This window comes from Burkholderia ubonensis subsp. mesacidophila (assembly GCF_002097715.1).
In the GTDB taxonomy this organism is placed as follows: domain Bacteria; phylum Pseudomonadota; class Gammaproteobacteria; order Burkholderiales; family Burkholderiaceae; genus Burkholderia; species Burkholderia mesacidophila.
The window spans coordinates 1,255,072-1,267,710 of sequence record NZ_CP020737.1; the positions used below are offsets into that span (position 1 = coordinate 1,255,072).

General features: G+C 68.9%; 10 protein-coding genes. 8 read left to right on the top strand and 2 right to left on the bottom strand.

The features are described from left to right. The first annotated feature begins 171 nt into the window (after nucleotides 1-171). The 7 genes from B7P44_RS06105 (at nucleotide 172) to B7P44_RS06135 (ending at nucleotide 8,446) form a co-directional block, all read left to right on the top strand. Nucleotides 172-1,404: an aspartate aminotransferase family protein gene (locus tag B7P44_RS06105; protein WP_084901795.1), complete on the top strand. Its 1,233-nt coding sequence runs from the start codon at nucleotides 172-174 to the stop codon at nucleotides 1,402-1,404. 30 nt (nucleotides 1,405-1,434) lie between these two features. Beyond that, nucleotides 1,435-2,490 (top strand): arginine/ornithine succinyltransferase subunit alpha, encoded by a 1,056-nt coding sequence (gene aruF / locus B7P44_RS06110; protein WP_084901798.1) that lies wholly within the window; start codon nucleotides 1,435-1,437, stop codon nucleotides 2,488-2,490. Further along, the gene (astA, locus tag B7P44_RS06115) at nucleotides 2,487-3,518 is read left to right on the top strand and encodes an arginine N-succinyltransferase (protein ID WP_084901801.1); all 1,032 of its coding nucleotides are present in this window, start codon (nucleotides 2,487-2,489) and stop codon (nucleotides 3,516-3,518) included. Before aruF ends, astA begins: the two co-directional genes overlap by 4 nt. A gap of 7 nt (nucleotides 3,519-3,525) precedes the next feature. Continuing rightward, nucleotides 3,526-4,989 (top strand): succinylglutamate-semialdehyde dehydrogenase, encoded by a 1,464-nt coding sequence (gene astD, locus B7P44_RS06120; protein WP_084901803.1) that lies wholly within the window; start codon nucleotides 3,526-3,528, stop codon nucleotides 4,987-4,989. Nucleotides 4,990-5,003: 14 nt separating this feature from the next. Then, on the top strand, nucleotides 5,004-6,344 hold the full coding sequence (gene astB, locus B7P44_RS06125; RefSeq protein WP_084901806.1) for an N-succinylarginine dihydrolase: 1,341 nt from the start codon (nucleotides 5,004-5,006) through the stop codon (nucleotides 6,342-6,344). A gap of 7 nt (nucleotides 6,345-6,351) precedes the next feature. Next, the gene (gene astE / locus B7P44_RS06130) at nucleotides 6,352-7,383 is read left to right on the top strand and encodes a succinylglutamate desuccinylase (protein WP_193834354.1); all 1,032 of its coding nucleotides are present in this window, start codon (nucleotides 6,352-6,354) and stop codon (nucleotides 7,381-7,383) included. Between the two features lie 268 nt (nucleotides 7,384-7,651). Then, the gene (locus B7P44_RS06135; protein WP_084901811.1) at nucleotides 7,652-8,446 is read left to right on the top strand and encodes an ABC transporter substrate-binding protein; all 795 of its coding nucleotides are present in this window, start codon (nucleotides 7,652-7,654) and stop codon (nucleotides 8,444-8,446) included. A 90-nt stretch (nucleotides 8,447-8,536) separates the two neighbouring features. On the opposite strand, the gene B7P44_RS06140 is transcribed toward B7P44_RS06135, so the two are convergent. After that, a complete protein-coding gene (locus B7P44_RS06140; RefSeq protein WP_084901814.1) occupies nucleotides 8,537-10,021 on the bottom strand; it encodes an HDOD domain-containing protein in 1,485 nt (494 codons plus the stop codon). 31 nt (nucleotides 10,022-10,052) lie between these two features. Continuing rightward, nucleotides 10,053-11,795, bottom strand: coding sequence for a cyclic di-GMP phosphodiesterase CdpA (cdpA, locus tag B7P44_RS06145; RefSeq protein WP_193834355.1), 1,743 nt, complete (start codon nucleotides 11,793-11,795; stop codon nucleotides 10,053-10,055). Between the two features lie 281 nt (nucleotides 11,796-12,076). On the opposite strand from cdpA, the gene B7P44_RS06150 reads away from it, so the two are divergent. Next, nucleotides 12,077-12,628, top strand: a complete 552-nt coding sequence (locus B7P44_RS06150; RefSeq protein WP_084906456.1) for a peroxiredoxin — start codon at nucleotides 12,077-12,079, stop codon at nucleotides 12,626-12,628. Nucleotides 12,629-12,639: the final 11 nt, after the last annotated feature.

Sequence of the window (12,639 nt, forward strand, 5' to 3'; positions counted from 1 at the left end):
GGGATCCAGCGAAAGAGCCCGCGCACGCAAAAAACTGACCAAACCCGCCGGAGGCAAAAAAGCCCGGCAAAAGGGGTTCCGATAGAACCCGTCGCAATTCCGCAAGACGCCTGCATCACCCTTACCTAAACTTGAACCTATTGTTCAAGACCTCTACCGAAAGGAACCGCCATGACGAACCTGACCGTGAACCGCCAGACTTTCGACGAAGTGATGGTGCCGGTGTTTTCCCCCGCGCCGTTCGTGCCGGATCGCGGCGAAGGCTCGCGCGTGTGGGACACGGCGGGGCGCGAGTACGTGGATTTCGCATGCGGCATCGCCGTGACGTCGCTCGGCCACAGCCACCCGGAACTGCTGAAGGTGCTGGACGAGCAAAGCCGCAAGCTCTGGCACATCGGCAACGGCTACACGAACGAACCGGTGCTGCGTCTCGCCAAGCGCCTCGAATCGCTGACCTTCGCCGACCGCGCCTTCTTCGCGAACTCGGGCGCGGAAGCGAACGAAGCCGCACTGAAGCTCGCGCGCCGCGTCGCGTTCGAACGCCACGGCGCCGACAAATTCGAAATCGTGTCGTTCGTGCAATCGTTCCACGGCCGCACGTTCTTCACGGTCAGCGTCGGCGGCCAGCCGAAATACTCGGAAGGCTTCGGCCCGGTGCCCGAAGGCATCAAGCACCTGCCGTTCAATGACATCGAAGCCGCGAAGGCGGCGATCGGCCCGCAGACCTGCGCGGTGATCGTCGAGCCGGTGCAGGGCGAAGGCGGCGTGATCCCGGCCGATCCGGCCTTCCTGAAGGCGCTGCGCGAAGCGTGCGACGCGCACGGCGCACTGCTGATCTTCGACGAAGTGCAGACGGGCGTCGGCCGCACCGGCCACTTCTACGCATACATGGACACCGGCGTCACGCCGGACATCCTGACGACCGCGAAGGCGCTCGGCAACGGCTTCCCGATCGGCGCGATGCTGACGACGAAAGAGCTCGCCGCGCACTTCAAGGTCGGCGTGCACGGCACGACCTACGGCGGCAACCCGCTCGCGTCGGCGATTGCCGACAAGGTCGTCGAGCTGATCGGCGACCCGGCGCTGCTCGAAGGCGTGCGCGAACGCAGCGTGCGCCTGAAGGGCGCGCTCGAACGCATCAATGCCCGTCACGGCATCTTCAAGGAAGTGCGCGGCAAGGGCCTGCTGATCGGCGCGGAACTCACCGCCGCATTCGACGGCCGCGCGAAGGACTTCGTGACCGCAGCCGCCGAGCAGGGCCTGATCATGCTGATCGCCGGCCCGAGCGTGCTGCGCTTCGTGCCGTCGCTGGTGATCCCGTTCGACGCGCTCGACGAAGGCCTCGCGCGCTTCGAGAAGGCGGTCGAACAGGTGCTCGCCGCGCAGGAAGCCAACGCGCGCTGATCGGCGCATCCATCGCAGACAGGAACGACGATGTTATTTGTTCGCCCCGGCAAACTCACGGATCTCGATGCGCTCGCGCAGATGGCGCGCACCGCGCAGCCGGTCCTGCACTCGCTGCCGCACGATCGCGCGGCGCTCGAGGCGCGCGTCGCGCTCTCGGAGGATTCGTTCCGCGCGGACGTCGACTTCCCCGGCGAGGAGTTCTATCTCTTCGTGCTGGAAGACACCGCGACCGGCAAGCTGCTCGGCACCGCCAGCATCGTGGCGGCGGCCGGCTACTCCGAGCCGTTCTACGCGTTCCGCAACGACGCGCTGATCCACGCATCGCGCGAGCTGCACGTGAACCGCAAGATCCACGCGCTGACGATGTCGCACGAGCTGACCGGCAAGAGCCGGCTCGCGGGCTTCTACGTCGATCCGTCGCTGCGCGGCGACGCGGCCGCGCACCTGATCTCTCGCGCGCGGATGATGTACATCGCCGCGAACCGCCGCCGCTTCACGCCCGAAGTGTTCACGCTGCTGCTCGGCGTGAGCGACGAGCACGGCGCGTCGCCGTTCTGGGAAGCGGTGGGCCGCAAGTTCTTCGGCCGCGATTTCGAGGACGTCGACATCGCGTCGGGCGGCCGCAGCCGCACGTTCATCGCCGAAGTGATGCCCGGCTACCCGCTGTACGTGCCGCTGCTGCCGGAAGCCGCGCAGCGCGTGCTCGGCGAGCCGAACGCGAGCGCGCTGCTCGCGTACGACATCCATCTCGAGGAAGGCTTCGAGCCGGACCGCTTCGTCGACATCTTCGACGCGGGCCCGGTGCTGACCCAGCAGATGGACCGCACCGCATGCGTGAAGCATGCGGCCGAACGCACGGTGCGCGAAGCCGCGCACCAGCAGGGCGATGCCGCGTACCTCGTATCGAGCGGCAGCGGCGAATCGTTCCGCTGCGTGCTCGCGGATTTGCCGGCCGATGCCGGCAATGACGCGCCGCTCGCCGGCGACGTGCGCGCCGCGCTGAACGTGAAGGATGGCGATGTCGTGCGCTGCGTGCCGCTGCACCAGCGCGACGACGAAGAATTGAAGGGAGACGCAGCATGATCGTCGTTCGGGTCGTACAAACGGGCGACGTGGATGCGCTCGTGTCGCTCGCGAAGGAAACCGGTCCGGGCCTGACCACGTTCAAGCCCGACCGCGACGCGCTCGCCGCGCGCATCGAACGCACGCGCCGCACGCTCGAAGGGCAGGCACAGCCGTCGGAAGCCGGCTACTTCTTCGTGATGGAAGACTCGGCGACGGGCGACATCGCGGGCGTGTGCGGAATCGAATCGCAAGTCGGCCTCGAGCAGCCGTTCTACAACTACCGCGTGAGCACGGTCGTCCACGCGAGCCAGGAGCTCGGCGTGTGGACGCGGATGTCCGCGCTGAACATCTCGCACGACCTGACCGGCTACGCGGAAGTGTGCTCGCTGTTCCTGAGCCCGCGCTACCGCACGGGCGGCGTCGGCGGCCTGCTGTCGCGCTCGCGCTTCATGTTCATCGCGCAGTTCCGCGAACTGTTTCCGGAACGCATCTGCGCGGAGCTGCGCGGCCACTTCGACGACGACGGCACGTCGCCGTTCTGGCGCGCGGTCGGTTCGCACTTCTACCAGATCGACTTCAACGCCGCGGACTACCTGAGCTCGCACGGCCGCAAGTCGTTCCTCGCGGAACTGATGCCGCGCTACCCGGTGTACGTCGACCTGCTGCCGCAGGACGCGCAGGACGCGGTCGGCCTCACGCACCGCGACACGCTGCCGGCGCGCAAGATGCTCGAGGCGGAAGGGCTGCGCTACCAGAACCACGTCGACATCTTCGACGCGGGCCCGGTGCTCGAATGCCACGTCAACGACCTGCGCACGGTGCGCGAGAGCGTCGTCGTGCCGGTCGCGATCGGCGTAGCCGACGAGCGTGAGGGTATGCCGAAGTCGCTCGTGTCGAACACGTCGCTCGGCGACTTCCGCGTCGGCGTCGCGCCGGGCGTCGTCGTGAACGGCGCGTTCGTGCTGTCGGCCGGCGATGCCGCCGCGCTCGACGTGAAGGCGGGCGATCCGGTCCGCGTGCTGCCGCTCAAAGTCAAACAGGGATAAACGAATCATGACGGAACTCTTCATCGACGGCGCCTGGGTCGCGGGCTCGGGCCATGTCTTCGCGTCGCGCAACCCGGGCACCGACGAGATCGCGTGGCAGGGCGCGAGCGCGTCGGCCGCCGACGTCGACCGTGCGGTCGCGAGCGCGCGCCGCGCGTTCGCCGGCTGGTCGGCGCTCGACTTCGAAGCGCGCTGCGAGATCGCGAAGCGCTTCGCGGCGCTGCTCAACGAGCGCAAGGAAGCGCTCGCGACGGCGATCGGCCGCGAGACCGGCAAGCCGCTGTGGGAAGCGCGCACCGAGGTCGCGGCGATGGCCGCGAAGGTCGGCATCTCGATCCAGGCGTACCAGGAACGCACCGGCGAGAAGCGCCAGGACATGGCCGACGGCGTCGCGGTGCTGCGCCACCGTCCGCACGGCGTCGTCGCGGTGTTCGGGCCGTACAACTTCCCGGGCCATTTGCCGAACGGCCACATCGTGCCGGCGCTGATCGCGGGCAACACGGTCGTGTTCAAGCCGTCCGAGCTCGCGCCGGGCGTCGCGCGCGCGACCGTCGAAGTATGGAAGGACGCGGGCCTGCCCGACGGCGTGCTGAACCTCGTGCAGGGCGAGAAGGACACCGGCATCGCGCTCGCGAACCATCGCCAGATCGACGGGCTGTTCTTCACCGGCAGCTCGGACACGGGCACGCTGCTGCACAAGCAGTTCGGCGGCCGTCCGGAGATCGTGCTCGCGCTCGAGATGGGCGGCAACAACCCGCTCGTGATCGGCGAGGTCGAGGACATCGACGCGGCCGTGCACCACACGATCCAGTCGGCGTTCCTGTCCGCCGGCCAACGCTGCACGTGCGCGCGTCGCATCTTCGTGCCGCAGGGCGCGGCGGGCGACCGCTTCCTCGCGCGCTTCGTCGACGTCACGTCGAAGATCACGGCGGACGTGTTCGACGCCGATCCGCAGCCGTTCATGGGCGCGGTGATCTCGGCGCGCGCGGCCGCGAAGCTGGTCGACGCGCAATCGCGCCTCGTCGCTCAGGGCGCGAAGCCGATCATCGCGATGGAACAGCGCGACCCGCGCCTCGGCTTCGTCAACGCGTCGATCCTCGACGTGACCGGCGTCGCCGACCTGCCCGACGAGGAGCACTTCGGCCCGCTCGCGCAGATCATCCGCTACGCGACGTTCGACGAAGCGATCGAGCGCGCGAACGACACCGCGTTCGGCTTGTCCGCGGGCCTCATCGCCGACGACGCGAATGCGTGGGCGCACTTCCGCCGCACGATCCGCGCGGGGATCGTCAACTGGAACCGGCCGACCAACGGCGCGTCGTCCGCTGCGCCGTTCGGCGGCGCGGGCCGCTCCGGCAACCACCGCCCGAGCGCGTACTACGCGGCCGACTACTGCGCGTATCCGATGGCGTCGGTGGAGAGCACCCAATTGACCCTGCCCGCGAGCCTGTCGCCGGGCCTGCATTTCTGATCGAGGGAACGACGATGAACGCACAAGAAGCCAATTTCGACGGACTCGTCGGCCCGACCCACAACTACGCCGGGCTGTCGTTCGGCAACGTGGCGTCGCTGAACAACGAGAAATCGGCCGCGAACCCGAAGGCCGCCGCGAAGCAGGGCCTGCGCAAGATGAAGCAGCTGGCCGACCTCGGCTTCGCGCAGGGCGTGCTGCCGCCGCAGGAGCGCCCGTCGCTGCGCCTGCTGCGCGAGCTCGGGTTCTCCGGCAAGGACGCGGACGTGATCGCGAAGGCCGCGAAGCAGGCGCCCGAGCTGCTCGCCGCGGCGAGCTCCGCGTCGGCGATGTGGACCGCGAACGCGGCGACGGTGAGCCCGTCGGCCGACACGAGCGACGGCCGCGTGCACTTCACGCCGGCGAACCTGTGCAGCAAGCTGCACCGCGCGATCGAGCACGAGTCGACGCGTCGCACGCTGTCGACGCTGTTCGCCGACCCGGCGCGCTTCGTCGTGCATGAGGCGCTGACCGGCACGCCGGCGCTCGGCGACGAAGGCGCGGCGAACCACACGCGCTTTTGCGCGCAGTACGGCCAGCCGGGCGTCGAGTTCTTCGTGTATGGCCGCTCGGAATACCGCCGCGGGCCGGAGCCGAAGCGCTTCCCGGCGCGCCAGACCTTCGAGGCGAGCCGCGCGGTCGCGCATCGCCACGGGCTGCGCGAGGACGCGACGGTCTACGCGCAGCAGGACCCGGACGTGATCGACGCGGGCGTGTTCCACAACGACGTGATCTCGGTCGGCAACCGCGACACGCTGTTCACGCACGAGCGCGCGTTCGTCAACAAGCAGGCGATCTACGACACGCTGACGGCGGCGCTCGACGCGCGCGGCGCGCACCTGAACGTGATCGAGGTGCCGGATGCGGCGGTGAGCGTGTCTGACGCGGTGACGTCGTATCTGTTCAACAGCCAGCTGCTGTCGCGCGCCGACGGCTCGCAGGTGCTCGTCGTGCCGCAGGAGTGCCGCGAGAACGCGAACGTCGCCGCGTACCTGGACAGCCTCGCGGCCGGCAACGGCCCGATCCGCGACGTGCTGGTGTTCGACCTGCGCGAGAGCATGAAGAACGGCGGCGGCCCGGCGTGCCTGCGCCTGCGCGTCGTGCTGAACGACGCGGAGCGCGCGGCCGTCACGTCGAACGTGTGGATCAACGACACGCTGTTCGCGTCGCTCGACGCGTGGATCGAGAAGCACTACCGCGACCGTCTCGCGCCGGACGACCTGGCCGACCCGGCGTTGCTCGAAGAGTCGCGCACCGCGCTCGACGAACTCACGCAGATCCTGCGCGTCGGGTCGCTGTATGACTTCCAGCGCTGAGGCCCGCATGCGCGACGCGGCCTGGCTCGACGACTTCCTCGCGTTCACGCTGGCCGGCGACGCGCCGGCCGTGCGCGACGGCGTCTGCGCCGGCGGCGCGGTGCGCTGGCAGTGGCAGGGAGAAGGGCTGCTCACGCTCGAGCCAGGCGCGGCGGATCCGGCGTCGCGCCGCAGCGTGCTCGTGTCGGCCGGCGTGCACGGCGACGAGACCGCGCCGATCGAGCTGCTGTCGATGCTGGTGCGCGACGTCGCGGCCGGCACGCTGCCGCTCGCGTGCCGGTTGTTCGTCGTGCTTGGCAATTCGCCGGCGATGCGCGCGGGCGAGCGCTATCTCGACGACGACCTGAACCGCCTGTTCAGCGGGCGCCACGCGCAGGTGCCGGACAGCCGCGAGGCGCCGCGCGCCGCGCAGCTCGAGGCGGCTGCCGCGGCGTTCTTCGCGGCGGCGCCGGCCGAACCCGGCGCGCGCTGGCATGTGGACATGCACACGGCGATCCGCGCATCGGTGTTCGAGCAGTTCGCGCTGCTGCCGCATACGGGCACGCCGCCGTCGCGCACGATGGTCGAATGGCTCGGCGATGCGCGCATCGCGGCGGTGCTGCTGCATACCGCGAAGGGCCATACGTATTCGCATTTCACGGCCGAGCATTGCGGCGCGCTCGCGTGCACGCTGGAGCTCGGCAAGGTGCGGCCGTTCGGCCAGAACGACCTGACGCGCTTCGCGGCCGCCGATCTGGCGGTGCGCCGGCTGGTGTCGGGCGCAAAGCGCGACGAAGGCGCGTCGTTGCCGCGCGTGTTCACGGTGATCGACCAGATCACGAAGCAGAGCGACGCGCTAGAGCTGTTCGTCGCGGCCGACGTCGCGAACTTCACGCCGTTTCCGCGCGGCACGGTGCTCGCGCAGGACGGCGCGTACCGCTACACGGTGCGGCACGACGAGGAGCGGATCGTGTTTCCGAACCCGTCGGTGAAGCCGGGCCTGCGCGCGGGCCTGCTCGTCGTCGACACCACGCGCGAGACGCTCGCCGCGCTCGTCTGACGCGCGGGCAGCGACGGCTGCCTTGCGCATTTGCGACATCGTCTTGCAAGTTCCGCATGCGCGCCGCGTGGCGGCGTGCATGCAGTGCAGCAGGCCGCGCGGCCTGCCGCTTTGCCGTGATGGCGCGCGGGGATTGGTACAATCGCGGCCTTGCGGCTGTTGCGCCGCATCACGGCGACGCATCGCGATTGTCCGGGCGTTCCGGCCCTGCAATGATGCATGCGCACGTTGTTCCAGAACTATCCGTTCGTATCGAGGAGATTCCCTGATGAAGTTGGATTGGCGAAAAGTGGCCGCGCACGCGGTGGTGACGGCGGTGGCCGTGGCGGCAGGCAGCGCGTTTGCGGCGGATCTGAAGGAGATCCGTTTCGGCGTCGAGGCATCGTATGCGCCGTTCGAGTACAAGACGCCCGACGGCAAGCTGACCGGCTTCGACATCGATATCGGCAACGCGGTGTGCGCGAAGCTGAAGACCAAGTGCGTGTGGGTCGAGAACGACTTCGACGGCCTGATCCCGGCGCTGCAGGCGCGCAAGTTCGACGCGATCAACTCGGACATGACGATCACCGACCAGCGCAAGCACGCGATCGCGTTCACCGATCCGATCTACACGATCCCGAACCAGCTGATCGCGAAGACGGGCAGCGGCCTGCTGCCGACGCCGCAATCGCTGAAGGGCAAGCGCGTCGGCGTGCTGCAGGGCACGATCCAGGAAGCGTATGCGAAGAAGAAGTGGGCGCCGGCCGGCGTCGACGTCGTGCCGTACCAGACCCAGGATCTCGCGTACGCGGACCTGAAGTCGGGCCGTCTCGACGCGACGTTCCAGGATTCGGAAGCGGGCGCGAAGGGCTTCCTGTCGAAGCCGCAGGGCGCGGGCTTCGCGTACGCGGGCGGCACGGTGAGCGACGCCGAGATCCTCGGCTCGGGCGTCGGCTTCGGCCTGCGCAAGAACGACGCGGCGCTGAAGACCGCGCTCGACCAGGCGCTCAAGGACCTGAAGGCGGACGGCACGATCGACAACCTCGCGAAGAAGTACTTCAGCGTGCCGGTGACGCTGAAGTAAGCGCGCGGTTCGACTCGTCGCACAATGCAAACCGGCCGCTCATGCGGCCGGTTTGCTTTTGAGGGGAGGGGGGCCGGCCCGCCGGGCCGCTCAGTGCGTGAAGAACCGCCCCAACTCCCGCGCCATCTCGTTCAGCACGGCCATTTCCTGCTGCGTGATCTTCCGCGCCGGCTGCGCGCCCGCCCAGTCGCCATACAGCAGCGCCACCGAACCCGCGCCGACGCGCACCGGCAGCAGCACGAACGCGTGCGCGTCGTCGAACGCATCCAGATACCACGCCGGCAGCCGCTTCATCATCTTCGGCTCGCGCGCCTGCTCGATGAAGATGCCGACGGAATTGCTGATCGCGAGGTGGAACACGTCGGGCTCGAAGCGCTCGTCGAAGCGCAGCTTGTCGAGCGCCGCGTCGACGCCGGCGCCGAAGCCGAGGCGCGCGGCAAACGTGCCGTCGTCGTGCCGCACGAACATCACCGTGCGGGTGAACGCGAGGCCCGCCAGCAGGCTTTCCGACGCGAGCGCGAGCACCGGCGTCAGCACGTGTTCGGACGGCAGCGCGCGCAGGTCCGAGAGACCGGCCTCGAGGCAGGCCTCGGGCTCGCCCTGCGCACGCGCGATCGCATCCGCGTTCGCGCGCAGCTCGACGATCTCGCGCATCACGGTATCGCTCGCCTCTTCGCGCACGAGCCGGTCGGCGATCTCGACGAGCGCGTCCGGGCCGGTGTCGAGCACCGCGCCGTAGTGCTGCGCGAGCGACGCGATGCGCGCGTCGCGCTGCGGGCTCGCCGGCATCGCCAGCGCGCTCGCGACGTCGGTCGAGCAGCGGCTCACCGCGCGCAGCCAGGCGATCTCGCTGGCCGGGCTGTCGTCGTCGGACGCGTCGCGCGCTTCGCCGTCGTCCTCCACGAGGTCGTGGCTGTCGTCGTCGGTCATGCCCGCGCGGATCACGTCGGGCAGCCGCCAGCGGGCGGCCGCCTCGAGGCCGATCTCGTCGAAGCCGACGCCGAGCACGTCGACGCAGGCGGCCTCGTCGTCGCCGTGCAGCTCGGCGGCGCGCCGGCGGATCCGGTCCCATTCGTTGTCGAGGTAGCAGACGACCAGCAGCTTGCCGACCTGGCGCATCAGCGAGCAGACGACCGCTTCCTCGCCGGCGCGCAGGTCCACGTGCTCGGTCAGCTTGCGGGCGACGCAGCCCGACAGCAGCGCGCGGTTCAGCTCGAGCTTCGCGTCGATGCGGCGCGACGTGCTCTGGTGGAAGTGATCGACGAGCTTCAGGCCGACGACGAGATGGCCGACCGCGTCCATGCCGAGCACCATCAGTGCGCGGGTCACGGTCGTGATGTTGCCGCCGAACGCCATATACATCGCGGAGTTGGCGAGCCGCAGCACTTTCTGCGTCAGCGCGAAATCGGACAGCACGACGCGCACGAGCGCGGTGAAGTCGAGATCGTCGTTCTTCATCGCGGCCATGGTCGCGCGCAGCGATTCCGACAGCAGGGGGAAGTCGCCCCGTTCGTTCATCCGGATCCACAGCTTGTCGAGCAGCGCCGTCCGGGGCAGGTGTTCGGTGATTGACATACGGATCTGTTCGGTTCGCGTGGGCGGCGCGTCAGGCCGCCTCGTGCAGGCGGAGCTGCTGCGCCTCGAAGCGCTGCGCCAGTTCCTCGGACGGCAGCGCCTGGCAGACGAGCCAGCCCTGGATATGGTTACAGCCCATCTCGGTCAGCAGTTCGCGCTGCGCCTCGGTCTCGACGCCTTCGGCGACGAGTTCGAGATCGAGCGTCTGCGCGAGGCCGACGACCGCCGACACGATCGCGCGGTCGTTGCGCGACGTCAACAGGTTCTCGACGAAGCTGCGGTCGATCTTCAGCTTTGCGAGCGGGAAGCGCTGGAGGTAGGCAAGGCTCGAATAGCCGGTGCCGAAATCGTCGATCGCGAAGCGGATGCCGAGTTCGGTCAGCTCCTCGAGCAACCCTTTCGCGCGCGCGGGATCGTGCATCAGCAGGCTTTCGGTGATCTCGAGCACGATCCGGCGCGGATCGATGCCGGTCAGCGAGATCGCGTCGCGCACGCTCTGCGTGAAGCGCGGATCGCGGAACTGCTGCGGCGATACGTTGACGGCGACGTACTGCAGCGCGAGCTCCTGGCGGTCCCACGCGACGAGCTGCATGCACGCGGCCTTCAGCACCCAGTTGCCGAGGTAGTTGATGAGGCCGATCGATTCCGCGAGCGGAATGAAGGTCGCCGGCGGCACGAGCCCGTGCACCGGATGGCTCCAGCGGATCAGCGCCTCGACGCCGACCACCGCGCCCGACTGGCTGCGCGTGATCGGCTGGAAATGCAGCGAGAATTCGCCGTTGCGCACGCCGTCGTAGAGGTCGGCCTCGAGCTTCAGGCGCTCGGCGTCGGACCGGTCGTCGAGCGGCGTGTGGAACGCGAGCGCGTTGCCGCCCGACGCCTTGGCCTGCTCGAGCGCATGGTCCGCACGGCGCAGCAGCGGGCTGTGGTGCTGCGCGCGATGCGGCGCCGCGCGCTCGTCCGGATAGAGCGCGATGCCGATGCTCGCGGACAGGTGCACGGGCTGCCCGTTGTACACGTATGGCTGCCGCACCGCGGCCTGCAGCCGGCGGGCGAGCGCGCCCGCGATGTCGCTCGCCCGCGCGCGGTCGGCGGCGGTGAACACCACCGCGAACTTGTCGCTCGCGACCCGCGCGAGCTGCTCGTCCGGCGTCACGAGCGCCTGCAGCCGCTGCGCGGTCTCGCGCAGCAGCGCGTCGCCGGCGTCGTAGCCGAGCGCGCGGTTGATCCGCTGGTAGTCGTCGAGGTCGAGCAGCACGAGCGCCGCGCAGGTGCCGGACTCGTCGGCGAGCTGCTGCGCGCGCATCAGCGCGGGCACCAGCGCCGACAGGTTGTCGAGCCCCGTCATCGGGTCGTGGTGCATCTCGTAGGTGAGGCGCGCCTCGAGCGCCCGCCACGACGACACGTCGAACGCGGCGACCGCGAAGCCGTCGACGCCGTGGTGGCGGCTCTTCACCGCGCGCACCTCGACGTCGAGCGGGTAGGTCAGCGACTTGACGATGCACATCGTCGCCTTCTCGACTTGGCCGGAACGCGCGGCGCGCGCGAGCAGGTCTTCGAGCGCCGCGGTATCCTGTTCGGCGATCAGGTCGCGCAGCGTCAACGTGTGCAGGTAGTCGCGGTGATAGCCGATGAAGCGCAGGCTCGCGTCGGATACGTACAGAAAGCGCAGCTCGCGATCGACATGGGCGAGGAAATCCACCGGGCCGACCGTCTGCTCCAGCCAGTTGCGCACGGTGTCGTCGCGACGCGGCGCGCTGGCGCGCGCGGGCATCAGCGCGCCGCCCGACCAGGCGAAGCGGCGCAGCGTATGCAGGGCGCTGCGCCAGGAGCCCTTGCGTGGCGTCTGTTTCCTGTTGGCTTCCATGTTTCTCGCTGACGTGAAGGGCTGGAACCGGTTGTCCGCAACAAATAACGGCAAACCACGCGGAATCTTTAATTCATGCGCGGTCCGCATGGAAGCGGTTTCGCGCGACCGGATCAAGTGCAGATGTTCGATCGTCGAACATTTGCGAACACGTATCGAGGCTGACTTTATAAGAAATGAGGACGCAGATGAAGCGAAAACTGACGGTGATGTGCGCCGCGGCGGCGCTGGTGGCGGGTCTCGCGCTGAACGCGCAGGCAGAACTGAAGCCGGGCGATACCGCGCCGGATTTCACGACGCAGGCGTCGCTGGGCGGCAAGACTTACACGTACTCGCTCGCCGACGCACTGAAGAAGGGGCCGGTCGTGCTGTACTTCTACCCGGCCGCGTTCACGAAGGGCTGCACGATCGAGGCGCACGCGTTCGCGGACGCGGTCGACCACTATGCCGCGTACGGCGCGACCGTGATCGGCGTCTCCGCCGACAAGATCGACACGCTGACGAAGTTCTCGGTCAGCGAATGCCGCAGCAAATTCCCGGTGGCCGCCGACCCCGACGCGCGGATCATCCGCGCGTACGACGCGAAGCTGCCCGCGCTCGACCGCGCGAACCGCGTGTCCTACGTGATTTCGCCGGAAGGGAAGGTGCTGTACGAGTACACGAGCCTGTCGCCGGACAAGCACGTCGAGAATACGCTCGGCGCCGTCAAGGCGTGGGCGGACGCGCACCCGAAACAGTAACGGTGACGGCG

Excerpts from the sequence above, each read along its gene's own strand:
- B7P44_RS06105 (WP_084901795.1), top strand. The coding sequence starts at position 172 with ATGACGAACCTGACCGTGAACCGCCAGACTTTCGACGAAGTGATGGTG.
- aruF (WP_084901798.1), top strand. The coding sequence starts at position 1,435 with ATGTTATTTGTTCGCCCCGGCAAACTCACGGATCTCGATGCGCTCGCG.
- astA (WP_084901801.1), top strand. The coding sequence starts at position 2,487 with ATGATCGTCGTTCGGGTCGTACAAACGGGCGACGTGGATGCGCTCGTG.
- astD (WP_084901803.1), top strand. The coding sequence starts at position 3,526 with ATGACGGAACTCTTCATCGACGGCGCCTGGGTCGCGGGCTCGGGCCAT.
- astB (WP_084901806.1), top strand. The coding sequence starts at position 5,004 with ATGAACGCACAAGAAGCCAATTTCGACGGACTCGTCGGCCCGACCCAC.
- astE (WP_193834354.1), top strand. The coding sequence starts at position 6,352 with ATGCGCGACGCGGCCTGGCTCGACGACTTCCTCGCGTTCACGCTGGCC.
- B7P44_RS06135 (WP_084901811.1), top strand. The coding sequence starts at position 7,652 with ATGAAGTTGGATTGGCGAAAAGTGGCCGCGCACGCGGTGGTGACGGCG.
- B7P44_RS06140 (WP_084901814.1), bottom strand. The coding sequence starts at position 10,021 with ATGTCAATCACCGAACACCTGCCCCGGACGGCGCTGCTCGACAAGCTG.
- cdpA (WP_193834355.1), bottom strand. The coding sequence starts at position 11,795 with ATGCCCGCGCGCGCCAGCGCGCCGCGTCGCGACGACACCGTGCGCAAC.
- B7P44_RS06150 (WP_084906456.1), top strand. The coding sequence starts at position 12,077 with ATGAAGCGAAAACTGACGGTGATGTGCGCCGCGGCGGCGCTGGTGGCG.